Below are 24,021 nucleotides of genomic sequence, written 5' to 3'. Positions count from 1 at the left end.
ACGGCGGAATTCGCCGTTTCCGATATTATCGGGCTAAGGCCGGTATTTTTCAAGTGAAACCGGAATCGGCCAGTCCGATCTCGCGTCATTTACCTGCCCCCGCTATCATCACCCGATGCACCGGCTATTTGTCGCCATCCGCCCGCCCGCCGCCATCATGGCAGCCCTGCAATCGCTGATGCACGGTGTGGAAGGCGCGCGATGGCAGGACGCATCGCAACTGCATATAACCCTGCGCTTCATCGGCGAGGTTGACGCGCGCCAGGCGGAAGACATTGCAGCGGCGCTGGGCCGACTGTCCTTCGCACCGTTCAAAACCGCGTGCGCCGGCCTCGGACGGTTCGATCACCGTGGCCATGTCAACGCGCTATGGGCGGGCCTTTCGCCCAGGGAGCCGCTCGCTCACCTCCATCGCAAGATCGACCGGCTCTGCGTCGACGCGGGGATGCCGCCCGAACGCCGCGCCTATCTGCCCCATATTACGCTGGCGCGCCTCGGCGCGGGAAGCAGGCCGACGGACATGTTCGTCACCAGGCATGGCGGGCTTGCCACTCCTGCCTTCCTGGTCGATCAGGTGCTGCTGTTCGAAAGCATCCTTGGCCCTGACGGGGCGACCTATCATGTCGTCGGGCGCTACCTCGCCGATCGGGTCAGGATGCGCTGAGCACGCCGCACGCGATCCGCGCGCCGGCATTTCCGGCAGGATCGCTCCTGTTGTCGTCGGGAGAGGCGTGGATCACGATCGCCGCACCGTCAGCGTCCAGCAACGGCATCGAACCTGTTGCGATCATGCCGCCCGGAATGACATATTCCAGCATGCCCGTTCCATCCGGTGCCACGATCAGGTCGGGCATGTCCCCCATGTGCATGCCTGCGGGATTGTCCCTGCCATGTTGCCGGCCCGTCGGGTTCCAGTGCCCGCCGGCGCTGGTGAAGGCGGGCGGCGTGCACAGGCCGGTCGTATGCACATGCGCGGCATGCACGCCCGGCGTCAGCCCGGCCGCCATGACCTTGACATGCAGCCCGTCGCTCGTCTGCGTGACCGTTGCCGTCCCGCGCGCGCTGCCGTCGCCCGCCATCAGTGAAGCTGACGCAGCAGGAGCAGCCTGATCGCGGTAGGGCGTCGTGCATCCGGCGCCCAGCGTCGCAATGGAAAGCCCCAGCATCGTCGCGGCCAAATGTCTCATCATATGCTCCTGTGGAATAGGTCGGCTGGGAAGCGAACGCCGGAACCGACGCTTTGTTGCGCAATCGCAAGCAATTGTCATCCGCCATAGCCTGCGGACGCCCCCGAACCGTTCGCCAGTCGGGCATATTCCTTGTTCAACTGGCCGGCTGTTTACCCCGGATTCCGCATCAACGCAAAAAAGGGGCCGGTCTTGCGACCGGCCCCTTCTGCTTCACGACCCCTGAACGGGATCGTGCAATATTACATGCCCGAACCCGGACCGTAGGTGATTTCCACGCGACGGTTCTGCAGTTCGCGAACGCCGTCGGCAGTTTCGACGCGGGGGTTCGTTTCACCGAACGCCTGGGTCGTCATGACACCGTCGGGGATACCCTTCGAAGCCATGTAGCTCTTGACCGCATCGGCGCGGCGCTGCGACAGGCCGACGTTGTACGAAGCCGAACCCGACTTGTCCGCATAACCCGCCAGCATGACCTGGGCGCTGCCGCAGTTGCTGTAGGCCGACACCGCGTTGTCCAGGATGGTCGCGGCGTCAGGAGTGACGTCCGACTTATCCCATTCGAAGAACACGATATACGGTCCAGGGCTGCACTCGGCCACCGGCGGAGGCGGCGGGGGAGGCGGCGGAGGCGGGGGAGGCGGGGGAGGCGGCGGCGGAGCGGCAGGCTCGCCGAAATTATACGCCAGGCCCAGCAGCACGCTGTGCGTCCGCAGCTTGGTTTCAACCGAAGCGCCGGCGGGGCCGCCGGTCGTGTTGAAGCCGGAAACCAGCTTGATATCGTCCTGATTGAAGAAGCGATATTTCAGCGACACGTCGACATTGTCGGTCAACGGATAGCGAACGCCAGCCAGCGCCTGCCAGGCGAAGCCCGTATCCGAATCGTTCACGATGTCGGTGGCCAGCTTGCCGCGCGAGATACCGGCACCACCGCCGATGAAGCCCTGCAGGCCGTCATCGGGACCAAAGTCCAGCAAACCGTTCAGCATGAACGACAGGGCCGATGTAGCACCGCCGAAACCGCTCTCGCTCAGGTCGACCTTGGCGCGCTTGTAGGCGGCTTCGGCCTCCAGGCGGAAACCGCCGAAGTCGTAACCGACAACGCCGTCAACGTCCCAGCCCTTGTGGTATTCGGCGCTCGTGGTCAGCGTCGGGGTGGTGTAACCCGGCGTGTAAGTGATGTTCTGGTCTTCAGTAATGGTGATACCGGAATCGATACCGATGTACCAACTGTCGTCGCGCGCCATGGCCGGAGTAGCCAGGGCGGTTGTCGCGAGCGCAGCCGCGAGGGCGAGCTTCCGCATAAAAATCCCCTTTCAAGAGTGTCACGAAGGACTGGGAAAACCCTGTAACGGGTGGAAAGTTTCATGGCAAGCGCACAATTGCCTAAACTGTTGCTATTATGCCGCAGTTATAATCTCTTTCCAATCAACCGCAAATGCTCGTCAGGCTACGTCAATGTAATGGTGATGAAATCATCAGCTCTCATGGATTGATCAGACCATGGGCGCGCATAGCGACCAATATCGCCGAAATGACGGCGCGCGCTTCGACATCTATCACTGTCCCGCCAACGGGATTGCCGATGGCCGTTTGACGCGCACCCACCACGCGCGCGCCGTCATGATACAGTCCGTCCGCCCTCAATGCCCCATCATGCCAATCGGTTCCGTCATAGTGCATCGCATGCCCCCGGTCGGCGACCCATAGGGCAAGCCCTTCTTCCGGCACGACAAACCGCCATCCGCCCGGCGTCCAGAGGGCCAGCGCGTCATCGCGCCCCGCCCACGCGCCTGAAGCGCCGGCGGCAATGATCCAGCATTGGCCGGCGGCAGGGCTGGAAGGCGGGGCGCTGTCATCGGCGCTTTCGGCCCGCCCGTGCAACAGCATGTCGATCAGCGCCAGCGCTTCATTGTGGAACAATTCCTTCTGCGCCTGCCCGGCGTGCAGCATCGGCATCGCCCAGCGCGGCGTGGTTTCCATGGTCATGTCTGATGCTCCTTCAATCGAAAAAAGTCAGGCCGCCAGGGAAATTACGGCCCACCGACCGGCCGCGTGAGCGCCCATCTGCCTGATGCGGACCGAAAACGGCCCCCCATGCCCCGCGGCCAGATCGGCGCTCCGCATCGCAGCGTCATAGTGAAATGCCGGAACAGGGACCTGCGCGCTTCGAAACGCGCCGCTGCCGTCGGTTATCTCGACAGCGTAAAGTTCATTCTCTTCGGCCATCGGCACGTCTGCCCCGTCGATCCAGCGCCAGCCGGTGCGGCTGCGCCGCGTCCAGCCGACCGACCAGCCCCCCGCGCCGTCGTCCACCGCGCGCACATGCACCGGGCTGGGGGGCATGATCGCGTCGCCCGTAATCGCGATCGTCGCCTCGGCAGGCTCGACATCGCCGATGCCGAGCGCGGCGATGGTCAGCTCTTGACCTCGCCCGCCGCGTCGGTCGTCACTTCCTCCTGTTCGACGCCGAACAGCGCCTGCCGCAACAACAGCGCCGACAATTCGTCATAGCCCACCGCCAGCGCCTGCGACCATTCGCGGGCAAAGGCCGGATCGCGCTTCTTTTGCGTATAGGCGCTGCTGACACACTTGCCCGCCGCGCGCGCCGCCTCGGCGATATTGGCGGTCGCCTGCAACGTCTCCATGAACAATTGGCGCCTGGCCGGCGTCCACCCGTCCTTGCGCGTCGCCCGCCACTGCACGCCCCGCCCTGAAGCCTGCCGTTCGGGCGCCGCCTGGTCCGTCGCCTCCCGGTCCGGCCCGCGCTCCTCGCTCGCCGCCATCGCCGATGCGGCGTCCAGCACCACCGCCCTGCCCTGCTTGGCATAATGGCGGATAGATCCGCTACGCTTTCCCCCACCAGACCCGCCCGTCCCGTCCCCAGCCATGCGATCCCCCATTTCGTCGCAGCGCGTCAGGACACGAAAAAGGCCGATCCCTCCCGGAACCGACCTTCGCACCCCGCCGCAGCGGCGACTCACAATTTCTCAGTGTCTACGCATGTGCCATATCAGCGTGACGATGTCAACCATAATGTTCCAAATAGGTTATTATTGCCGGGTATCGCGGGACGGACGGCGGCACGGCGGCGTCCATCGCCATCCCTTGATGTCATTGCTGCATGCGCAATGTGAAGCCGATCGTGCGGGGATCACTGGGCGTCCCGACGATCAAACCCGAATTGCCGACCTGAATGGTCAGGTTCTGCATGTAATTCCTGTTGAACAGGTTGCGCGCGAACACCGCCACCTCGAAACGGCCGGCGCGTACACCGATGCTCCCGTTCACGACCGTATAGTCCCGGATGACCGTATAGGCCGAAGCGGTCGGATCGCTCGAACTCTTCGTGCGCGAACTGGCATCGGCGTGCAGGATAACAGTCGCCGCGCCGACCTGGCGGGCATAGTCACCCCCGATCGTCACCGACCAGCCGGGCAGGCCCGGCAGCCCGCGGCCTGACAGGTTGCATGCCGATGCACCCGTGCCGATACGTTCGATGGGGCACGGACCGCCGGGATAGGAAACATAGGCCCCGTCGGCGTATGCGGCTGACGCGCGCAACTGGAAATCGCGGCTTATCTGCGCGATCGCGTCCACCTCCACGCCCTTCACCCGCACCTTGGGAATATTGGCCAGGTAGGTGCGCAACGCCACCGCCGCGCCGGTATCGGTAACATTGGTCTGGTAATCCTTCACCTGCGTATAATAGGCGTCGACGTTGACGATCAGCCGCCGGTCCAGCGCGCTTGTCTTCAGGCCCACTTCGTATGCGATGGTCTTCTCTGGCCTGATCACCGCGGTGTTGATCGCCGGCAGATTATTATTGTCGAGCGGCAGGCCCGACATATTGATGCCGCCGGACTTGGCGCCGCGCGCAAAACTGGCATAGCCCAGCACGCCGTCGGTGAAGGCATAGGAGATGTTCGCGCGCCCGGTAACGTCGCCATCCCTGTCGCTGGCGGCATAGCTCTGCCCGCGCAGGATGGACAGCTGCTGGGTGCGCTGCGCGGCGGTCACGGTCGCTAGCCCGCCGAACGTGAAACTGTCGTAGGTCCCTTCCTTCTCCTCATAGGTGTAGCGCAGCCCCCCGGTGATCGTCAGCCGGGCGGCGGGCCGCCAGTTGACCTCGCCGAAGACGGCATAGCTGTCGGACCGGAAATCGGTATGGCCATCGGTGCCATAGCCATCGAGCAGATCCGAATCCGTAAACAGCAGCCAGTAGGCCGCGCGCGGCCCATAGATGGAGATCGGTCGTCCGACGATCTTCTGCCGGAAGAAATAAAGCCCGCCCACATAGCTCAGCGGCCCGTCGCCACTGGAAGCGATACGCACTTCCTGGCTGAATTGGTCCTGCCGCGATGGAATATGCTGGATCAACTGGATCGGGATGCCGGTATAGTCGCGGTCGTTGGCTGCATCCCAATTCCAAAAGCGCCAGGCGCTTACGGACGTCAGCGTCGCTTCGCCCAGAGTCCGGTCGATGATCGCGGAAACGCCGCCTTCGTTCGTATTGACGCTCAGCGGCGCGTCAATGTCCGTCACCCGGTCATAGGGATTGAAACTTGGCGGCACATAGGGACCACCGGGCACATTGGCCGCCAGCGCCGCATATTGCCGCGCCGGAACCTTCAGCGTGGGTGCGGTGCGGACATGCACCTGCGTGCAACAATTGCTCTGGAAATTGGCGAAGTCGCCGATCAGGCGAAGCAAAAAATCCTTGGACGGCTTGTAGAGCAACTGGCCCCGCACCGCCTGATTGCCGATATTATTCTGTTTGCGCCCGGTCGCGACATTGCGGATCACGCCATCCCGTCGCGTCGACAGGCCCGACAGGCGAAATGCCAACCTGTCGCTGACCGGCCCCGACACGGATGCCTTGGCCTGAAGGAAATTGTCGCTGCCATAGGACAGCTCGGCGCTGCCCTGGCTCGTGAAGCTGGGCAGGCGGCTAGCGATGCTGATCGCGCCCGCTGTGCTGTTCTTGCCGAACAGCGTCCCTTGCGGCCCGCGCATTATCTCGATCTGGTCGATATCGGTAAAATCGAACGCGGCCGTCGCCGGGCGCGCGTGATAGACCTGATCGACGTAAAAGCCGACGCCTGGCTCCAGCCCGTCATTCGCCTGGCTGACCGCGACCACGCTGCTGCCCAGGCCCCGGATGGTGAAAGCGGTATTGCGCGGATTGGCCGAACTGTAATTGAGCACGGGGACCAGCTGGCTCAGTTGCCCGCTATTGACCGTATAGGACCGGTCGAGATGCGCCCCGCCGACCACGGAAAGCGCCGCTGGCACGGATTGCGCATCTTCCGCACGACGGCGGGCGGTGACGATGATCGGCTGGACGCTGCTGCTGCCGGCGTCGGCGGACGGGTCGGCCTGGTCCTGCGCCATTGCGGCAGGCATGACGAAGGCGAATGCCGCCGCGCAGGACAGCGGAGTAGCGGAATGAAAGCGCACGAATATCCCTTTGCCTGCCGGCAAGTGGTCACCAGCGAATCTCTATATTCTATGATATATAGAGCTTTTCGCGACGGGCAAGGCGGGCAATCGGCATGCCCTCGATCGAGAAAAGCAGAGCGTCAGGTTTCCGGTTTTTGTGGCTTGTCGGCGCGCGGTTCATCGAGCAGCATCCCGATCAATTCCGCATAGGCTGCGCTGTCGCCCACACGGGCCGCCTCCACCTCAGCCGCGCGATAGGCCGCAAGCACGCGATGCCCGAACGGCGTCACTCGCGCGCCCCGCTCCCTGCCGCCGCCGGCCAGCGTCTCGACGAGCTTATCCTGGAAACATCGGTTCATCTCGTCCACCAGCAGCCAGGTGCGACGATAACTCATCCCCAGCGCGCGGCCCGCGCCTGAGATCGACTGCTCCATGTCGATCGCTTCCAACAGGTCCGCCTTGCCCGGCCCCATCGCGAAGCCGTCGCCGCATAACAACTGCAATTTGATTTTCAGCGGCCCGACGCGCACGTACCGACGATCCGATTAGGCAGGATGACACTCATGGTGGCTGAATAGCCGAAAATCCGGGGCGAAGGAAAGTTTGCTGTCGGCCATGATGCCATGGCCTCCCGCCGGCGACCAGGATTATCGCCGTGCCGCCACCTCACTCCACTACCCGCCGTTCCTTGTAATCGATCTTGATCCGCACCCACTCTCCCACCTGCGCCTTGCCGCCGATCCGGGGCGGACGGACCAGAAACTGCCACGCGGCCAGCCGCACCGCCTTGGCCAGCCCCGACCCCAGCGGATGCTCGCCCAAGATCTGGCAATTTTCGACGCGGAACCGCTCGACCGTCTTGCACGCGACCAGCCCCCATCCGTCGGGCGGCGCATTGGCGGGCATATAGGGGCCAAGCTCCGCGTCGGTCGGCTCGCGCACCCATTCGGCGTCATACAGCCGCTCGCCGCCCGGTCCTTCGCCGGGGCCATAGGCAGCCGCGCTGTCCGCTCCGGCCGCGCTCGCGCCGCCGCCGCGCCTGGCCAGCTTGCCGATGTCGCCCGACGCCATGTCCTCGCGGCTCATGACGATGAAGGGCAACGCCGGCGTTTCCGGCGGCGGCACGCGCTCGACCGGGCGGGGCGTCACCGGTTTTTCCGCATCGGGCGTCTTTTCCGGCGCGGCCTGCCTGGGCGCGGCGGTCTTGCCCGGCTTGGGATCGTCCGACAGGGTGAAGCTGACCGGCATCCGCCGCTCCTTTTTCGGTTCCCAGATTTTGGGCGCGACCGTCAGCAGCGCGAACAGCAGCAGCGTGTTGATCATGACCGCGAGCGCCAGCCCCAGCGCGCGCCCTCGCGCGTCTCCGGCATCGCCATAGCGGCCGCCCGTGCCCTGCGGCGCCGTCACCCGCTCATGCACCGTCGGGGTTGCCCTTGGGCCGCATGTCTGCCTCATCTCGCACGGCTCCGCTCATAGGCGCACGTCGCCCCCCGCCGCAACCCGCCCAAAAGCCTGGAACAGCAAAAGCGCTGGCGAGCGGAAACGATCTCGGCTAGGTCCCCGCTCGATGCTCACCCGGCTCTACCAATGGACCCTGGCCAAGGCGGCGCACGCCCATGCCGAACGCTGGCTTTTCGTCATCAGTTTCCTCGAATCCAGCTTTTTCCCGATACCGCCGCACCCGTTGCTCGGCCTCATGTGCCTCGCGCGCCCCGAACGCGCGATCCGCTTCGGCTTCATCTGCACCCTCGCTTCGGTGCTGGGCGGGCTGCTGGGCTATGCGATCGGCTATTTCCTTTACGAAGCGCTGGGCCAACAGATACTGGCCGCGCTCGGACTTGCCGCCAAATTCCCGGTCGCGGCCTGCTATCTGCGCGAATATGGCGCCGAAATCATCCTGATCAAGGGCGCGACGCCGATCCCGTTCAAGCTCATCACCATCACTGCGGGCTTCATCGGCCTGCCGCTGGTGACGTTCCTGTGGGCCAGCATCCTCTCGCGCGCGTTCCAGTTCATGCTGGTGGGCTTCCTGTTCTGGAAATTCGGCCGCCCGATCAAGGCGTTCATCGAAAGATATCTTGCCTGGCTCTCGGCGCTCTTCCTGGTCCTGATCGTCGGCGGCTTCGTCGCCGCGTCGATGCTGTCGGGCGGCGGGGACAAGGCCGACGCCTGCAGCCGCGCGACCATGGCGACGATCCGCTGACGCTCGTGCGCTTCGCCCTGCTCCGCCATCCCCGCGTCGCCGCGCTGCTCGCCGGCTTCTTGTCGGCGACGGGCTTTGCCCCACTTGATTTCTGGCCGGTCACGCTCGCCTGCCTCGCGACGCTGATGGTGCTGATCGACGCCGCGCCCGACCGCCGCGCCGCCGCCCTGCGCGGCTGGCTGTTCGGCGTCGGCCATTTCACTCTCGGCCTCAACTGGATCGCCTTCGCCTTCACCTTTCAGGACATGATGCCTCACTGGTTCGGCTATGGCGCCGTCGTCCTCCTGTCGCTGTATCTCGCCATCTATCCCGCGTTCGCCACGCTGGCGACATGGTGGGCCGGTCGCCGCCTGGCGCTTGCGCTGCCTTCGCGCATCCTCCTGTTCGCCGCGCTCTGGCTGGCCGCCGAATATCTCCGCGCCACCCTGTTCACGGGCTTCGCCTGGAACCCGCTCGGCGTCGTCGCGCTGCCCACCGGCCTTGCGATCGCCTCGACGCTCATCGGCACCTACGGCCTCGGCGCGCTCGTCATCCTGGGTAGCGGCGTGCCGCTGCTGCTGCTCCAGCGCCAGTTCCGCGCTGCCGCGGCGCTCGCCGCTCCGCTTGTCGCCCTGTCCCTCTGGGGGCTGCTCGTGCCCGCTCCGCCGGTTCCGGCCGGCGCGCCGCGCATCCGCGTCGTTCAGCCCAATATCGGCCAGGCGGAAAAATATTCGGCGCATCTCGAACAGGTGAACTTCCGCAAGCTCGCCACTCTGTCGGGTCGGCCCCGCCCCGCCCCGCGCCTCATCTTCTGGCCCGAAGCAGCGATCCCGGCCTATCTCGACATGGAACCGGAATGGCGCGATCGGCTCGCCTCGCTCCTTGGCCCCGGCGATCTGCTGATGACCGGCGGCACCAAGGTCTATTTCAAGGACCGCGACATGGGCGGCTACACCGATCGCGTCCTTGCCGGCGCGAACAACAGCCTCTTCATCGTCACCCCCGACGCCCGGCTCGCGGGCCGCTATGACAAGGCGCATCTGGTCCCCTATGGCGAATATCTGCCGCTCCGCTCGATTCTCCAGCCGATCGGCCTGTCGCGGCTGGTGCCGGGCGATGCGGATTTCTGGCCCGGTCCCGGCCCGCAAAGCCTGACCCTGCCGGGCGCGATCGGCCGGCCGGAAATGCCGATGGGCGTCCAGATCTGCTACGAAATCATCTTTTCGGGCCATGTCGTCGATGCCGCCCATCGCCCCGCCTTCCTGTTCAACCCGTCCAACGACGCCTGGTTCGGTGGCTGGGGTCCGGTCCAGCATCTGGCGCAGGCCCGCCTGCGCGCGATCGAGGAAGGCCTGCCCGTCATCCGCTCGACCCCCACCGGCATTTCCGCGATCATCGACGCGCGCGGCCAGGTGCGCGCCGCGATCGGCCATGATCGCGCCGGTTTTCTCGACACCGGCCTGCCCCCCGCGCTGCCGCCGCCCCTGTTCGCGCGCGTCGGCAACTGGGCGGCGCTTGTCGTCGCGCTGGCGTTGGGCGCGATTGCAATTGCCATGCGCGGCAGGCGCGGCTAATAGCCATATAACAAATTCTTTATATCGCCCTGCTCGGCTATCAGGTAACGGGAGTCCCATGCGCAGCAATTATCTTTTCACCTCGGAATCGGTTTCCGAAGGTCATCCCGACAAGGTCGCTGACCAGATTTCGGACGCCGTCGTCGACCTGTTCCTGTCCAAGGATCCTGAGGCCCGCATCGCCTGCGAAACGCTGACGACCACCCAGCTCGTCGTCCTCGCCGGCGAAATCCGCTGCAAGGGCGTGTTCGAAAATGACCAGTGGGCGCCCGGCGCGCGGGAAGAGATCGAAAAGACTGTGCGTGAAACGGTCAAGCGCATCGGCTACGAACAGGACGGCTTCCACTGGCGGACCTTCCGGTTCGAAAACAACCTCCATGCCCAGTCCGCCCATATCGCCCAGGGCGTCGACGCCAGCGGCAACAAGGATGAAGGCGCCGGCGATCAGGGCATCATGTTCGGCTTCGCCTGCGATGAAACCCCCGACCTGATGCCCGCGACGCTCTATTACAGCCACCGCATCCTGCACCGCATGGCGCAGGACCGGCATTCGGGCGTGGCCCCCTTCCTGGAACCCGACGCCAAGAGCCAGGTGACGTTGCGCTTCGAAGGCGGCAAGCCCGTCGCCGCGACCGCCATCGTCGTGTCGACCCAGCATGCGCCCGGCTATGACCAGGGCGACAAAGAAGCGCAGCTCCACGCCTATGTCCGGCAGGTGGTCGCCGACCTGCTGCCCGCATCATGGCTGTCGGACGAAACCGTCTATCATATCAATCCGACCGGCAGCTTCGAAATCGGGGGGCCTGACGGCGACGCGGGCCTCACCGGCCGCAAGATCATCGTCGACACCTATGGCGGCGCATCGCCCCATGGCGGCGGCGCGTTCAGCGGCAAGGACCCGACCAAGGTCGATCGCTCGGCCGCCTACATCACTCGCTATCTTGCAAAGAACATCGTCGCCGCCGGCCTCGCCAGACGTTGCACGATCCAGCTCGCCTATGCCATCGGCGTGGCCAGGCCGCTGTCGCTCTATGTCGACACCCACGGCACCGGAACCGTCGGTGACGACGCGATCGAAGCGGCGATCGGGCGGATCGAAAAGCTGGGCGGCATGACCCCGCGCGGCATCCGCACCCATCTTGGCCTCAACAAGCCGATCTACCAGCGCACCGCCGCCTACGGCCATTTCGGCCGCGACCCCGAAGGCGACTTCTTCCCCTGGGAAAGGATCGATCTGGTCGAGGATCTCAAGGCCGCTCTCTGACATCGGAATGTGCCGTCCCGGCGAAAGCCGGGACGGCGCCCGATCGCCCTGCCAAGCAACCGCTTGCCCCCGCTGCCGCCTGCCGCTATCCGCCGCCGCCATGACAGCGCATAAATCCGGCGATCCCACGACGCTCAACCGCCTTTATGGCCGCCAGTCGGGGCACAAGCTGCGCGCCGGCCAACAGGAACTGGTCGACTCCCTCCTGCCCGCCATCTCGGTGCCGGACGAAGGCGAGATCACCGCCGCCAGCCTCTTTGGCTATGATCGCCCCCTGCATTTCGAAATCGGCTTTGGCGGCGGCGAACATCTCGCCTATCGCGCCGACCTTCTGCCCGACCATGGCTTTATCGGTTGCGAACCTTTCCTCAACGGCGTCGTCACCGCGCTCGCGCATGTCCGCGACGCCGCGCTCGGCAATGTCCGCATCCACATGGGTAACGCCCTGGACGTGCTGGCCCGCATCCCCGACGGCGCCTTGAGCTTCGTCTATCTGCTCCATCCCGATCCCTGGCCCAAGGCGCGGCACGCCAAGCGGCGGATGATGAACCCCGGCCCGGTCGCGATGATCGCGCGCAAGCTGAAGCCCGGCGGCGAATTCCGCTTCGGCACCGATCATCCCGTCTATCTGCGCTGGGCGATGATGGTGATGAACGGCCATCCCGATTTCGACTGGCTGGCGAACGAGCCGAAGGATTTCCAGAACCGCCCCGGCGGCTGGCCGGAAACCCGCTACGAAGCCAAGGCCCGCCGCCTCGGCCATGAGGTCTGGTACTTTCGATACCGGCGTAAATAGAGCGTTCTTCGCCGCGATTGCCGGATTTGCATCCTTTCATCATCCTGACTCGGATGCCATAGCGCGCTGCGGCGGCACGATCGATGTCGACATCGACGGAACGCCCGCAGGTCATCAAAGGACCTTCGCCCAATTGGTGGCTAATTGCCGCCTGCGCCCTGGCCCGCCAATAGTGGCCCGAAGCGCCGTACTACCGACCTGAAGGCACGGCGAGCGGCCGGAAGCAATCCCGCCAAATACATGAAACCGTGGGTCAGATGCTCGAACAGCATGACATCGACGGCGACGCCCGAGCCCTTCAGCTTGTCGGCATAAAGCAGCGCCTCGTCACGAAGCGGGTCGACCTCCAGCACTACGACCAGGGCGGGAGGCAAGTCCGCGTGGGATGGAGCAACCAAGGGAGACAGGCGCCAGTTCGTGGGATCGGCGCCGCCGAGATAGGCGGCCATGGTCTGCTCGGTAGGATCACGGCGCAGGCCGGGGTCGGCGTCGGCGATGCGCGATGGCAGATCCCAGGCGCTCGGCCGCAAGTCGACACAGGGATAAAGCAGAAGCTGCGATCGCATCCCGGCGCGGACGCTGCCGACGGGAGAGAGGCCCAGCGCCTCATCATCACGGTCCCGCAGTCCGATGCAGACGGCGGCGGTCAGATTGGCGCCGGCGCTGTCTCCTCCGATCGATACGGCATGCGGGTCGCCACCCAGATCGGCCGCATTGTCCAACACCCACACGGCGGCCGCCATCGCGTCCTCATATGCGGCGGGAAAGGGATGTTCGGGTGCCAGCCGGTACGTGCTGGCGACCACCACCACGTCAAGTTCACGGCACAGGCGGCGCGCGGTCTGGTCGGACGCGTCGAGATCGCCAGTCGTCCAGCCGCCGCCATGGATGAAGAGCAAGGTCGATTTACTGGCCGCACGTTTGGGACGGTAGATGCGCAGCGGCACCTCTCCCGCGAGGCCAGGCGCGGTCCTGTCCTCCACCGGCCCGACGGCCAGTCGCCCGAATGGCCCTCGCATCATCGGCGTCGCCTTGCGGATCGTTTCCCTGATCTGACGCCAGTCCACCGGGCCAGGGGGCACTGACGGGACGAGACGCAGCAATAACCTGAGCAAAGGATCGAGCGCCATTATGACTTGCCTCCCGCCTGCGCGATGCAAGAGCCTAGCGCATCGATCACGGCATAAACCTGCGGATCGATGATGCCGCCCGCTGCCATGCGATTGCGGACGTAAGCGAAGCTGATGCCGCTGGCAGGGTGCGCGAACGCAAGGGACCCGCCCGCGCCGTCATGGCCAAAGGAACCGTCCCCCAGCATCGGCTGCATCGGCGAAGGCAGCATTATACCGGCTCCCCAATTTGGCCCTTCAACCTCGGTTCCCCACATGGGACCCGTCGAAACCGGGCGGCAGGCGTCGGCGATCGTCGCAGAAGACAGAAGTCGATCGCCGTTCAGCGGCGCCATGGTCGCCGCATAAAGCCGGGCCAGCGAGCGGGCCGTGGCGATGCCGTTTCCGCCTGCCATCTCCACCGACTGGACGCGGGGATCGTTGAAGCCCGTGCCAGGGCCGGCCAGTTCAAGCGGAAGCAGGCCGTTCAGCGTTATCGCGCGCCATGGCAGGGAGCCCGGCGGGCAAAGCTCCCGGATGAAGCCGGATAATTCCGGCGGCTCCACGCTACCCACCCGCCCCGCCTGTTCGGCGGGCAGGCCGAACCAGATGTCGAGATCGAGCCGGGCCGCGATCCGATCCCTGAAGAAGCGGCCAAGCGAGAGGCCAGTGACGCGCCGCACCAGTTCCGAGGTGATCCAGCCGATCGTCAGGGCATGGTAGAGGTGAGAACTGCCGGGCGTGAAGGCGGGCTCCTGCGCGGCGAGTCGCGCGGAACAGGCGACCGTGTCGCGCAGATCCGCGAAACTGACTTCACCATCCAGCGCCGGAACCCCTGCCCGGTGCGCCAACGCTTCCCGCACGGTGATGACATCCTTGCCATGGACCGCGAATTCGGGCCAGTAGCGGGCGAGCGGTTCGTCCAGGTCGATCACCCCCTGATCGACAAGGGTGAGAACGCAGAGCGCGGACACGCCCTTGGAGATCGAGAAGACGGGAATGAGCGTGTCCGCTGTCCACGGAGCCTGATCGGGCAGGCGAGCCACCCCGCCCCACATGTCGAGCACTGGCTCACCCTGATAATAGACGCAGCAGGCGGCACCCAATTCCGCGCCGCTGGCGAGGACCTTTGCAAAGGCTTCGGCAGCAGGGGCGAAGTCAGGCGATGCCCAGCCATGGGCGATGGCCCCGCCCGCTGCGCTCGAACCCTGCGCCGCCATCGAGCCGGGTTTCACGCGCGATCCCCGGCGGGCGCGGTTCCGCCCGACATGACCGGACTGCCGCAGGACTGGCGAATGATGAGCCGTGGTTCCAGCACGTCCGTGCCCGCTGGCTGACCCGCCATCAGATCCATCAACTTGTTCACCAGCAGCGTCCCTCCCAAGGCAATGTTCTGGCTGATGGTGGTCAGCGCGGGGCTGTAATGGGCCGCCATCTGGATGTCGTCATAGCCGACCACCGATACATCCTGCGGCACGCCGATCCCTCGCGCCTGCAGGCTCTGGATCGCGCTCATCGCCAGCAGATCGCTGGTGGCGAAGACCGCGTCGAACCTGGTCCCGCTGTCGGCGAGCCGATTGATGGCGGCGGCGCCCCCCTCGCGCGTGAAGGGCGTGCGGCTCAGCAGGGCCGGGTCGGCCGACAGACCCTGCGCGGCGAGCGCGCGGCGATAGCCTTCATAACGAAGCGCCACCTCCGGCAGGTCGGTATCGCCCAGGAAGGCGATATGCCGTCGCCCGAGCGCGAGCAGATGCGATGTCGCGATATCGCCGCCGGCCAGATTGTCGCTTCCCACGCTGCAATAAGGCAGTCCGGTGGCGGCGGCGCCCCAGACGACCACCGGCGCCCCTTCCCCGGCGAGTTGTTCCAGCGCATCGGCATGATGCGCCTGCCCGATAACGATCAGGCCATCGGCGCGGCGCGACATGATGAAGTCTTCGAACCATCGGTCCGGATGGGCGCCAGTGGTGCTTAGCAGCAGATCATATTTCTTTTCCTGCAGCGCGTCCGCCACCGCGCCAAGAATATCGAGGAAAAACGGGTCGGAAACCATCTGGCCGCTTTCCGGATCGGCCGGAAGCACCAGAGCGACGGTCGATGAAGTCTGCCGCCGCAGGTTCCGGGCGGTCGTGTTGACCCGATAATTCTGCTTCCGCGCGGCCTCCCGCACGATCGCCTTGGTGGCATCGGGAATCAGCGGACTGTCATTGAGCGCGCGCGATGCTGTGGAGGGCGAAACATTGGCGGCGCGCGCCACATCGGCTAGCGTTGCACCACGGCCTTTTCCACCTACCACCATCTTCTCCCTCGCCTTTCCATGACTCCTTAGACGACAAGCCAGCCGTTGGCAATCGATTGCATAAATCCTCGCCGGCGAATATGGAAACGATTGCAAGACATAATGGGAGGAAGCTGCATGGCGCAGGAGCAGGATCGCGACGGGTCGCACAACGGCGCTTCAGTCACGAAGCTCGGAGCGGGGTTCAAGCTGGCCTATGGCTCCGGCCAGATGGTCGATGCCGCGACGCAGGCCGCACTGGGCACCTTCCTCCTCTTCTATCTCACGACCGTCTGCGGCATTTCCCCCGATCTCGCGGGGATCATACTGTTCCTGTCGCTGGCGATCGACGCGGTCGCCGATCCGCTGATCGGCGCCATTTCCGACCATTATCGATCGCGCTGGGGACGCAGGCTGCCCTTCATGGCCGGCGCGCTGGCGCCGCTCGCCGCCAGTATCACGGCCCTGTTCGCCCTGCCCTCCGGCATGGGGGCATCTATGCTGTTCGCCTATGTGCTGGGGCTGAACATCGTCGTGCGGGTATCGCTTTCCGTCTTCAGCCTGCCCTATTCGGCCCTGGCCGCGGAGGTGTCGGACGATTATCGCGAACGCTCCAGCATCATGGCCTACCGGTCGATCTTCATCGTCCTGGGCACGTTCGCCTGCCTCGGCCCAGCCTTCAGCCTGATATTTTCCGGTCGCGGCGGTTTGCAGGAGCGAGAGGCCTATCCGCTTCTTGGCCTCCTGATAGCCTTTCTGACCATCCTGTCCGGACTGATCTGCATATTGGGCGTCTCCCGCCAGGTTCGCGCGCTTCCTCCAGGACATGGCGAAAGAGGCCTTGCAGGGGCGGCTGATGGCTTCCTCCGCGACATCAGCCAGCTGCTGCACAACCCGACCTTCATGAAATTGTTCGCTGGCGCCATCATCGTGCTGATCGGCTCAGGCAGCGCGCTGGCGCTCAATCTCCACGCCTACCGCTTCTATTGGGGACTGAGCGCCGAGCAGATTCAGCTTCCCACGCTCGCCCTGCCCGTCGGCATGCTGATCGGCACCCCATTCGCCGTTCAGCTTTTGCGGCATGTGGAAAAACGGACCGGCGCGCTGGTCGCCATCATCCTGCTCGCGGTCACGCAGGGGTCGCTCCCGCTGCTCAACATGACCGGGATCTTGCCGCATGGAAATCCGCTGCTGGGCCTGCTGATCGCCAACGGCGCCGTTTTCGGGATCTGCTCCAACCTCTGCTTCATCTGTTTCTATTCGATGGCGGCCGATGCGATCGATGAACATGATCATCTTTTCGGCGTCCGCTGCGAAGGCCTTTATTATGCTTCGCTGACCTTCGCGGCCAAGGCGGCGACTGGCGTCGGCTCGATGCTGGCTGGGCTCGGCCTTAAATGGATCGGTTTTCCGGCCGCCCATGCTCCGTCCGATCTGGCCAGCCTGCCGTCGGCCACGGTCGTCGGCCTCGGGCTGCTCTGGGGTCCGGGATTGGCGGTTCTGCTGTTTGCGGGCGCGCCTTTCTTTCTGGCCTACCGGCTGGACCGCCGAAGGCATGAAGCCCTGATCCGCGACCTGCGCGATCGCGAGGCGGGAAATGTCCCCGCAGTTGAATGAGTCGTGCATTCGATTGCACTTGCATTCGATTGCACGATGCTTTAGGCAATCGATTGCAGAGCGTCATATATGTCGCCCGAGGGAGGATAGAATGAGGGGATTGAGATTTCTGGTATCGGCGGCATCCGTTGCGATGATCGTGGGGGCCGCACACGCCCAGACGGCGGCCGATGACGACTCCAGGCCGGACGACATCATCGTCACGGCTTCCAAACAGGGCGAGCAGACGCTGCAGAAGGCGCCGCTCGCCATCCAGGCTTTCACCGGTGAGGCGCTGGCATCGAAGGGCGTCAAGGACAATGGGGACCTGGTTGCGCTGATCCCCGGCGCCGCGCCGCTGGAGCAGGTCGGTTCGTTGCTGAGGGCCTATTCCTTGCGCGGGTCGGGCGCGGGGGGCGCCGTCGGCGATCCGCTGATCGGCTATTATCTGGACGATGCCCCCTTCGCCATCCCCAATATCGGCTTCGCGCCGCCGGTGCGCTTCCTCGACCTCGACCGGATCGAAGTCCTGCGCGGACCGCAGGGCACGCTTTACGGCCAGGGATCGATGGGCGGAACGATCATCTACCATACGCGCAGCCCCAACCTGACTCAGGCGGAAGCGCAGATCGACGCCAATGCTTCAACGACCAGGGAAGCGGGCGGCCTGAATTACGGGTTGGCAGGCGCGATATCCGTGCCGATCGTGAAGGACACACTGGCATTGCGGGTGAGCGGCGGCTACGATCATCGGGCGGGTTACGTCGATGTCTACAGCGGCGGTGCGGTCGGCGCGCCGAGGGCGAAGGACGCCAACTACATCAACAACAGCGACATCCGCGCGACATTGCTGTGGAAGCCTTCCGACACGTTTCAGGCGCAGGCCCAGATCTGGCATTTCGAAGGCCAGCAGGGCTACACGCAGAGCCTGAACTCGCTCGATCCGCCAACCATCACCAATTACGGCGGGGTCAAGGGCTTCGAGAAGACCAATTTCGAAATCTACAGCCTCAGCATGCAATATGACCTGGGGTTCGCGACCCTGTCGAGCAGCACCTCCTATCTGGAAGGCAGCACTGGCTATCTCGCCGCGGTGGCGCCGGACTCGCCGCTCGTCAACCGCTATCCGTCCTATAATTTCTCACAGGAAACACGGCTAACCTCGAATGGCGCCGGGCCGCTGCACTGGTTCATCGGCTCGATCTATTCCAAGGCCAAGGGAACCTTCAACTTCGACCTCAATCTGGGCGGCATCCCGTTCGTGATCGGCGACACGATCACCCGAACCAAGAACTGGGCGGTGTTCGGCGAGGCCAGCTACGACCTGTTCGACGGCAAGCTCGTTCCGCTCGTCGGGCTGCGCTATTTCGACGATGATCGCCGGTCGGTGAACGATCAGACCGTGCTGGGCACACGGGCCGTCAATCCGGGCGGTGCCAAGGCCAGGATCACCACCTGGCGCGCCAACCTTTCCTATTATCCCAACCAGGATCTCACCATCTTCTTCAACGCGGGCACCGGCTTTCGCAGCGGCATCGTCCAGTCACAGTTCCAGGTCGATGCCCTGGCGAAGGACGGGATCATCTCCAGCCAGGGTGTGCGGCCGGACCGGCTGATCAACTATGAGCTGGGCATCAAGGCCCGGCTGGCCGGCGATGATCTGCAGGTCGGGCTCAATCTCTACTCGGTCAGATACAAGAATCTCCAATCGGGCCTGAATACGTCCACGCTGTTCATTCCGGGCTTCGCGACGCTGGGCAACGCGCGCTCCAACGGCATCGATCTGGAAGTCCGCTGGAAGACGCCGGTCCAGGGACTGGCGCTCGGCTTCACTGGCAATGTCAACGACTCCAAGTTCCTGGACGTCAATCCGCTGGTCGCGGCGGGCGCCCCGGCGATCCGGCAGGACGGCAGGATGCTCAACACCGCGAAGTTCAACACACGGGTGGATGTGGACTATAGTCATCCGATCGGCGACCGACTGGACCTGACGATGAACGCATCCGCCTCCACAGGTGGCAATCGCCTGATGAACGATGGCTATATCGTGCCGTCATCGACGCTGTTCGCGGGATCGATAGGGCTGCGCAGGGGCGATTGGAAATTGTCGCTGTTTGGCGAAAATCTTAGCGACAGCCGGCGTCCGACATTCGTGCGGAACTCCACGCTGTTCGCGGGTCCCTTCCCTCGCACCATCGGACTTCGCCTGACGGCAAGCGTAAAATAGGCCGCAGGTGATCGGCGTCGGCCTCCTGCACGGGGTCGACGCCGAATTTTTGAAAACCGGAGAAATAGCTATCATGACGTCGAGCTGGACGGCCAGCCTATTGCGCAGCCGTGGCGACACCCATACTGTCATCCCGGCCATTCCCGCCGGCAGCTTGAGGCAGCTGGTCGCGGGACTTCATCTCTGGGACTTCTGGCCGGTCTATGACGCTGGTGGCGAGGTGGCGACGGTCGACAGGCGTCAGCTCTGGATGGCGCTTTCCGCTCCCGATCATCTTTCGCGCGACCAGCGCCATGATCGGGCGCGCATCAGGCTGCTGTCGGTGACGGGAACCATGTGGCGCGACGAGGGAAATCTGTTGCCCGACGGTTTCAGCGCGGGCAGTCGCGAATGGTCGGGCTGCGCCTTCCTCAATGCGCGGACAGGGTCCCTTACGCTCTATTACACCGCCGCCGGCGAACGTGGGGAAACAGCGACGACATATCGGCAGCGGATCTTCGAGGCGCATGGAAAGCTGCGCCCAGGGACGCCCATCGTCACAACCGATTGGACCGATCATCGTGAATGCCTCGAAGCGGATGGGACATGGTATCGCCCCGCGACCGAGACGAAAGCGGCGCCCGGCTTCATGACCGCCTTCCGCGACCCTTATATCGTCGCCGATCCGGCGGGCGGCGAGGAATATATGCTGTTCGCGGGTTCATCCCCGCGCGAAGACGAACGCTACAACGGCGTAGTCGGCGTCGCGCGGCGCGCCGGATCGCGCTGGATACCCCAACCACCGCTGATCAGCGCGGTCGGGGTGAACATGGAACTGGAACGTCCCCATGCCATCATTTTCGAGGGGCGATATTATCTCTTCTGGTCCACGCAATCCCACACCTTCCATCCGCGGATCGACGCGCCAACCGGCCTGTATGGCATGGTCGCTTCCGCGATGATGGGGCCGTATGTCCCGATCAACGGCAATGGCCTGGTGATGCGCAACCCCAGCGAGGCTCCATCGCAGACCTACGCGTGGCAGGTGCTGAACGACCTGTCCGTGGTGAGCTTCGCCGACCTCTTGCCCGGAATGCCATCCGCGCCCCCCATATTCGTGGGCACGATCGCCCCCATGATGCGCCTCGTCCTCAACGGGGAGCGGGCAACGGCTCAGAGCCTATGACGACAGCATCGCCCTTGCTCGCTTCGGTAGAACTGGGCGGCACGAAGATCATTTGCGCGGTCGGAGATCGAAACGGGACGATAGTGGACTCCGTCCGTATCGATACCGCTGCTCCGCCGGAAACATCCATGCTGATCGATGCGGCGCTCGACGATCTGCAGCAGCGGCATGGTGCGTTTTCCGCGCTCGGCATCGCCGCGTTCGGCCCGGTTGAGCTGGACAGGTCTCGGCCAGATTATGGCCTGATCGGAAACACGCCCAAGCCCTTGTGGCGCGGGGTCAGCTTGATCGAGATGTTTTCGTCCCGACAGGTGCCGGTCGCTTTGTCGACGGACGTCGGCATGGCCGCGCTGGCCGAGGCGACGGCAGGCGCGGGTCTGGGCGCACCGTCGATCGCCTACGTCACCGTGGGAACGGGCATTGGTGCGGCTCTGTGCGTCGATGGCGAAATCGTCATCGGGGCTGGCCATGCGGAGGCGGGACATATGGTCTGCCCGCGCGCGCAGGGCGACGCCTATGATGGAGGCTGTCCGGCCCATGGCGACTGTATCGAGGGAATGGCGGCCGGCCCGGCGATCAAGGCTCGATGGGGAGCGCCGCTCGATGCTGTCGCGGAGCCTGCGGCGATCGACATCATTGCCCATTATGTCGCCCATCTGGTCGTCAACCTGACCCTGGTGGCAAGGCCGCACCGGATCGTGATGGGCGGCGGGGTAATGGACACGCCTTTGCTGCTGGGCAAAGTTCGCAGCAAGGCTGCCGATTTGGTGAATGGCTATATCGACGTGGTTCGGTCGGGAGACTGGGCCGGCTATATCGTGCCATGCGCCCTGCGCGACGCGGGACTGGCGGGCGGGCTGATCGCCGCGGGGCAGCTTGACGGGAAGCTCAAGTAAAAGCGGAAACCGCGCTCAGCATCGCGACGACTGACCGGAGTGCGGATCTTATGGAAGTCACGACCGGCGCGGGAAGTGGAGCTTCCAATCGTCCGACTCCCTGGCGAGGGGGTAGAATGGGACCAGGGGTCCGTGCCTGTCGTCTGGTACTTCCGCTATCGCAGGCGGTGACAGGCCAAAGGCTTTTCGTCGCTCTTGCCCGAAGCCTTCGCCACGGCCGATGCTTACGGCCCGTTCCCATGGGACCCGCCAAAAGCCGCGTGATGAACCGCTTGGCCTTCAGATTTCCACCTGGCTTCCCAGTTCGATGACCCGGTTCGTTGGCAGCTTGAAAAACTGCATCGCGCTTTCGGCGTTGCGCACCATCCAGGCGAACAGCTTTTCGCGCCAGATCGCCATGCCGGGCCTGCTTGAAACGATCAGCGTTTGCCTGGCCAGGAAATAGCTCGTGTCCAGCGTCCTGAACGGCCCGCCCGCGCGATCCTCGATGGCGAGTTCCGCCGGAACGTCGACCTCGTCCATGAAGCCGTAGCGCAGGACGATGCGATAGAAGCCATGCCCCAGATCGTCGACTTCGCGCCGCCCCTCTGGCGGAACGTGCGGCACTCCCTCGGTCACGACGGTAAGGATGCCCACGCGCTCGTGCAGGATGTGGTTGTGCTTGAGATTGTGAAGCAGCGCGGGCGGGATCCCCTCCGAGCTTGAGGCCAGGAATATCGCGCTGCCTGACACCCGGCGCACCTTGTGGCCGATCGACTTCAGGAACACATTGATCGGCATGGCCCCTTCTTCCAGGCGCTCGCGCATCAGCCGCCGCCCTGTCGCCCAGGTGGTGAGGAAGGTGAACGCAATGGCCGCCACCAGCAATGGGAACCAGCCGCCATCGGGGATCTTGGTGACGTTCGAAGCGAAGTACAGGCCATCGACGACCAGGAAGGACCCGGTCACCACCGTCGCCAGAAGCGGGTGCCATTTCCAGACCGCGAAGGTCAGGACGCCCAGCATGCAGGCCGTTATGAACATGGTGCCCGTCACGGCGATGCCATAGGCCGCGGCGAGGTTGCCGGAGCTCTTGAAGCCCAGCACCAGCAGGATGACCAGGATCAGCAGCATCCAGTTGACGACGGGAATATAGATCTGCCCGGCGGCCCTGGCGCTTGTGTGCAGTATCTTGAGCCTTGGCAGAAAGCCGAGCTGCACGGCTTGCTGCGACACGGAATAGGCGCCCGAAATGACGGCCTGGCTGGCGATGATCGTCGCCATCGTCGCCAGGGCCACGAGCGGCAGTCGCGCCCATTCGGGAGCCATCAGGAAAAACGGGTTCTCCGCGGCGGCCGGGGTCTTGAGCAGCAGTGCCGACTGGCCGAGATAGTTGATGAGCAGGCACGGAAAGGCGATGTAAAGCCACGAGACCATGATCGCCTTGCGTCCGAAATGCCCCATGTCGGCATAAAGCGCTTCCGCCCCGGTGACCGCGAGCACCACCGATCCCAGCGCCAGAAAGGCGAGTTTGGGATCGATCAGGAAGAATTGGAGCGCATAGTGGGGGCTGAGCGCCCACAGCATTTCGGGCGCCTTGACGATATTGGTCAGTCCAAGCACCGCGAGCACGATGAAATAGATGACCATGATCGGGCCGAACAGGCGCCCGACCACGGCGGTGCCGTGCGACTGGATCGCGAACAGCCCCACCAGGATCCCGATCGAAACCGGCAGCACCCAAACCGCAAATCCTTCGTTGACGACCGTCAGGCCCTCCACGGCGGACAGCACCGAAATGGCCGGCGTAATGATGGCATCGCCGTAAAACAGGGCCGTGGCGACAACGCCCAGGGTCGCGACGAGCGGGCTCCACCGGTTCGTGCCCAGCTTGCGCCCGATCATTGCGAGCAAAGCGAGGCTGCCGCCTTCCCCCTTGTTGTCGGCATGGAGAATGACGAATACATATTTCACCGTGACGATCAGCATCATCGTCCAGAAGATCAGCGAAAGAACGCCGAAAATATGCGCCGGATCGACGGCGAGCGGGTGGTGGCCGACAAAACTTTCCTTCAGCGCATAGAGCGGCGAGGTGCCGATATCGCCGAAAACGACGCCGATCGCGCCAATCGCCAACGCCGTCAGACTTTCGTTGTGGCTGTGGTGCTCCCCGGCATCCGTCGACATATCGCTCATGGCATGGGTGTCTACGCGCGCGCGCGGGGAGGCACCACGGACTTTACGAAATCTTTATGCCGCGGCCGATCTTCCCGGTAGAATCTTAACGATCGCATGACGCAAACGGGACACCGCATATGCCGTGCGG

At 64.5% G+C, this 24,021-nt stretch carries 21 protein-coding genes; 9 read left to right on the top strand and 12 right to left on the bottom strand.

The features are described from left to right. The first annotated feature begins 115 nt into the window (after positions 1-115). Complete coding sequence (thpR, locus tag WG908_RS11255) at positions 116-664, top strand: RNA 2',3'-cyclic phosphodiesterase (protein ID WP_340186676.1); 549 nt, start codon at positions 116-118, stop codon at positions 662-664. On the opposite strand, the gene WG908_RS11250 is transcribed toward thpR, so the two are convergent. The 8 genes from WG908_RS11250 to WG908_RS11215 all read right to left on the bottom strand — a co-directional run bounded on the left by WG908_RS11250 (position 651) and on the right by WG908_RS11215 (position 8,084). Beyond that, positions 651-1,190 (bottom strand): superoxide dismutase family protein, encoded by a 540-nt coding sequence (locus WG908_RS11250; RefSeq protein ID WP_445326708.1) that lies wholly within the window; start codon positions 1,188-1,190, stop codon positions 651-653. The genes thpR and WG908_RS11250 overlap by 14 nt on opposite strands. A gap of 239 nt (positions 1,191-1,429) precedes the next feature. Beyond that, a complete protein-coding gene (locus WG908_RS11245) occupies positions 1,430-2,491 on the bottom strand; it encodes an OmpA family protein (protein ID WP_340186675.1) in 1,062 nt (353 codons plus the stop codon). Between the two features lie 181 nt (positions 2,492-2,672). Further along, on the bottom strand, positions 2,673-3,176 hold the full coding sequence (locus WG908_RS11240) for a DUF2793 domain-containing protein (RefSeq protein ID WP_340186674.1): 504 nt from the start codon (positions 3,174-3,176) through the stop codon (positions 2,673-2,675). Between the two features lie 27 nt (positions 3,177-3,203). Continuing rightward, on the bottom strand, positions 3,204-3,533 hold the full coding sequence (locus WG908_RS11235) for a hypothetical protein (RefSeq protein ID WP_340186673.1): 330 nt from the start codon (positions 3,531-3,533) through the stop codon (positions 3,204-3,206). Between the two features lie 71 nt (positions 3,534-3,604). After that, positions 3,605-4,078, bottom strand: coding sequence for a hypothetical protein (locus tag WG908_RS11230; protein ID WP_340186672.1), 474 nt, complete (start codon positions 4,076-4,078; stop codon positions 3,605-3,607). Between the two features lie 223 nt (positions 4,079-4,301). After that, a complete protein-coding gene (locus WG908_RS11225; protein WP_445326711.1) occupies positions 4,302-6,593 on the bottom strand; it encodes a TonB-dependent receptor in 2,292 nt (763 codons plus the stop codon). A gap of 176 nt (positions 6,594-6,769) precedes the next feature. Then, positions 6,770-7,159 (bottom strand): winged helix-turn-helix domain-containing protein, encoded by a 390-nt coding sequence (locus WG908_RS11220; protein ID WP_340186671.1) that lies wholly within the window; start codon positions 7,157-7,159, stop codon positions 6,770-6,772. A 136-nt stretch (positions 7,160-7,295) separates the two neighbouring features. Next, positions 7,296-8,084, bottom strand: a complete 789-nt coding sequence (locus tag WG908_RS11215; RefSeq protein ID WP_340186670.1) for a hypothetical protein — start codon at positions 8,082-8,084, stop codon at positions 7,296-7,298. Between the two features lie 112 nt (positions 8,085-8,196). Between WG908_RS11215 and WG908_RS11210 the strand changes: the two genes are divergently transcribed. The 4 genes from WG908_RS11210 (at position 8,197) to trmB (ending at position 12,445) form a co-directional block, all read left to right on the top strand. Further along, positions 8,197-8,832, top strand: coding sequence for a YqaA family protein (locus WG908_RS11210; RefSeq protein ID WP_340186669.1), 636 nt, complete (start codon positions 8,197-8,199; stop codon positions 8,830-8,832). 5 nt (positions 8,833-8,837) lie between these two features. Continuing rightward, a complete protein-coding gene (lnt, locus tag WG908_RS11205) occupies positions 8,838-10,385 on the top strand; it encodes an apolipoprotein N-acyltransferase (protein WP_340186668.1) in 1,548 nt (515 codons plus the stop codon). Positions 10,386-10,443: 58 nt separating this feature from the next. Then, positions 10,444-11,649 (top strand): methionine adenosyltransferase, encoded by a 1,206-nt coding sequence (gene metK / locus WG908_RS11200; protein WP_340186667.1) that lies wholly within the window; start codon positions 10,444-10,446, stop codon positions 11,647-11,649. Positions 11,650-11,749: 100 nt separating this feature from the next. Further along, positions 11,750-12,445, top strand: coding sequence for a tRNA (guanine(46)-N(7))-methyltransferase TrmB (gene trmB / locus WG908_RS11195; protein ID WP_340186666.1), 696 nt, complete (start codon positions 11,750-11,752; stop codon positions 12,443-12,445). Positions 12,446-12,585: 140 nt separating this feature from the next. Here trmB and WG908_RS11190 read toward each other — a convergent pair whose 3' ends face one another. From WG908_RS11190 to WG908_RS11180, 3 genes are read right to left on the bottom strand one after another with little or no spacing between them, the layout of a single operon-like run. Next, positions 12,586-13,575 carry an alpha/beta hydrolase gene (locus WG908_RS11190; protein WP_340186665.1) on the bottom strand — a complete coding sequence of 330 codons (990 nt, stop codon included), beginning with the start codon at positions 13,573-13,575 and terminating at the stop codon, positions 12,586-12,588. Continuing rightward, positions 13,575-14,789 carry a serine hydrolase domain-containing protein gene (locus WG908_RS11185; protein ID WP_340186664.1) on the bottom strand — a complete coding sequence of 405 codons (1,215 nt, stop codon included), beginning with the start codon at positions 14,787-14,789 and terminating at the stop codon, positions 13,575-13,577. The genes WG908_RS11190 and WG908_RS11185 overlap by 1 nt, the downstream gene beginning before the upstream one ends. Then, positions 14,786-15,853, bottom strand: coding sequence for a LacI family DNA-binding transcriptional regulator (locus WG908_RS11180; protein ID WP_340186663.1), 1,068 nt, complete (start codon positions 15,851-15,853; stop codon positions 14,786-14,788). Before WG908_RS11180 ends, WG908_RS11185 begins: the two co-directional genes overlap by 4 nt. 117 nt (positions 15,854-15,970) lie before the next feature. On the opposite strand from WG908_RS11180, the gene WG908_RS11175 reads away from it, so the two are divergent. The 4 genes from WG908_RS11175 (at position 15,971) to WG908_RS11160 (ending at position 21,716) form a co-directional block, all read left to right on the top strand. Then, complete coding sequence (locus WG908_RS11175) at positions 15,971-17,449, top strand: MFS transporter (RefSeq protein ID WP_340186662.1); 1,479 nt, start codon at positions 15,971-15,973, stop codon at positions 17,447-17,449. Positions 17,450-17,540: 91 nt separating this feature from the next. Further along, positions 17,541-19,655 (top strand): TonB-dependent receptor, encoded by a 2,115-nt coding sequence (locus tag WG908_RS11170; RefSeq protein WP_340186661.1) that lies wholly within the window; start codon positions 17,541-17,543, stop codon positions 19,653-19,655. A gap of 73 nt (positions 19,656-19,728) precedes the next feature. Further along, complete coding sequence (locus tag WG908_RS11165) at positions 19,729-20,820, top strand: glycoside hydrolase family 68 protein (RefSeq protein ID WP_340186660.1); 1,092 nt, start codon at positions 19,729-19,731, stop codon at positions 20,818-20,820. Beyond that, positions 20,817-21,716: an ROK family protein gene (locus WG908_RS11160; protein WP_340186659.1), complete on the top strand. Its 900-nt coding sequence runs from the start codon at positions 20,817-20,819 to the stop codon at positions 21,714-21,716. Before WG908_RS11165 ends, WG908_RS11160 begins: the two co-directional genes overlap by 4 nt. Before the next feature lie 279 nt (positions 21,717-21,995). Here WG908_RS11160 and WG908_RS11155 read toward each other — a convergent pair whose 3' ends face one another. Further along, the gene (locus WG908_RS11155; RefSeq protein WP_445326707.1) at positions 21,996-23,891 is read right to left on the bottom strand and encodes a potassium transporter Kup; all 1,896 of its coding nucleotides are present in this window, start codon (positions 23,889-23,891) and stop codon (positions 21,996-21,998) included. Positions 23,892-24,021 lie beyond the last annotated feature (130 nt).

The organism is Sphingobium anseongense, from assembly GCF_037725245.1.
Classification (GTDB): domain Bacteria; phylum Pseudomonadota; class Alphaproteobacteria; order Sphingomonadales; family Sphingomonadaceae; genus Sphingobium.
This window is presented reverse-complemented; position numbering and strand designations above follow the sequence as displayed.

Excerpts from the sequence above, each read along its gene's own strand:
- thpR (WP_340186676.1), top strand. The coding sequence starts at position 116 with ATGCACCGGCTATTTGTCGCCATCCGCCCGCCCGCCGCCATCATGGCA.
- WG908_RS11160 (WP_340186659.1), top strand. The coding sequence starts at position 20,817 with ATGACGACAGCATCGCCCTTGCTCGCTTCGGTAGAACTGGGCGGCACG.
- WG908_RS11210 (WP_340186669.1), top strand. The coding sequence starts at position 8,197 with ATGCTCACCCGGCTCTACCAATGGACCCTGGCCAAGGCGGCGCACGCC.
- WG908_RS11165 (WP_340186660.1), top strand. The coding sequence starts at position 19,729 with ATGACGTCGAGCTGGACGGCCAGCCTATTGCGCAGCCGTGGCGACACC.
- WG908_RS11240 (WP_340186674.1), bottom strand. The coding sequence starts at position 3,176 with ATGACCATGGAAACCACGCCGCGCTGGGCGATGCCGATGCTGCACGCC.
- WG908_RS11215 (WP_340186670.1), bottom strand. The coding sequence starts at position 8,084 with ATGAGGCAGACATGCGGCCCAAGGGCAACCCCGACGGTGCATGAGCGG.
- WG908_RS11250 (WP_445326708.1), bottom strand. The coding sequence starts at position 1,190 with ATGATGAGACATTTGGCCGCGACGATGCTGGGGCTTTCCATTGCGACG.
- WG908_RS11180 (WP_340186663.1), bottom strand. The coding sequence starts at position 15,853 with ATGGTGGTAGGTGGAAAAGGCCGTGGTGCAACGCTAGCCGATGTGGCG.
- WG908_RS11225 (WP_445326711.1), bottom strand. The coding sequence starts at position 6,593 with ATGCCTGCCGCAATGGCGCAGGACCAGGCCGACCCGTCCGCCGACGCC.
- WG908_RS11230 (WP_340186672.1), bottom strand. The coding sequence starts at position 4,078 with ATGGCTGGGGACGGGACGGGCGGGTCTGGTGGGGGAAAGCGTAGCGGA.
- metK (WP_340186667.1), top strand. The coding sequence starts at position 10,444 with ATGCGCAGCAATTATCTTTTCACCTCGGAATCGGTTTCCGAAGGTCAT.
- WG908_RS11235 (WP_340186673.1), bottom strand. The coding sequence starts at position 3,533 with ATGCCCCCCAGCCCGGTGCATGTGCGCGCGGTGGACGACGGCGCGGGG.
- WG908_RS11155 (WP_445326707.1), bottom strand. The coding sequence starts at position 23,891 with ATGAGCGATATGTCGACGGATGCCGGGGAGCACCACAGCCACAACGAA.
- trmB (WP_340186666.1), top strand. The coding sequence starts at position 11,750 with ATGACAGCGCATAAATCCGGCGATCCCACGACGCTCAACCGCCTTTAT.
- WG908_RS11170 (WP_340186661.1), top strand. The coding sequence starts at position 17,541 with ATGAGGGGATTGAGATTTCTGGTATCGGCGGCATCCGTTGCGATGATC.
- WG908_RS11175 (WP_340186662.1), top strand. The coding sequence starts at position 15,971 with ATGGCGCAGGAGCAGGATCGCGACGGGTCGCACAACGGCGCTTCAGTC.
- WG908_RS11190 (WP_340186665.1), bottom strand. The coding sequence starts at position 13,575 with ATGGCGCTCGATCCTTTGCTCAGGTTATTGCTGCGTCTCGTCCCGTCA.
- WG908_RS11245 (WP_340186675.1), bottom strand. The coding sequence starts at position 2,491 with ATGCGGAAGCTCGCCCTCGCGGCTGCGCTCGCGACAACCGCCCTGGCT.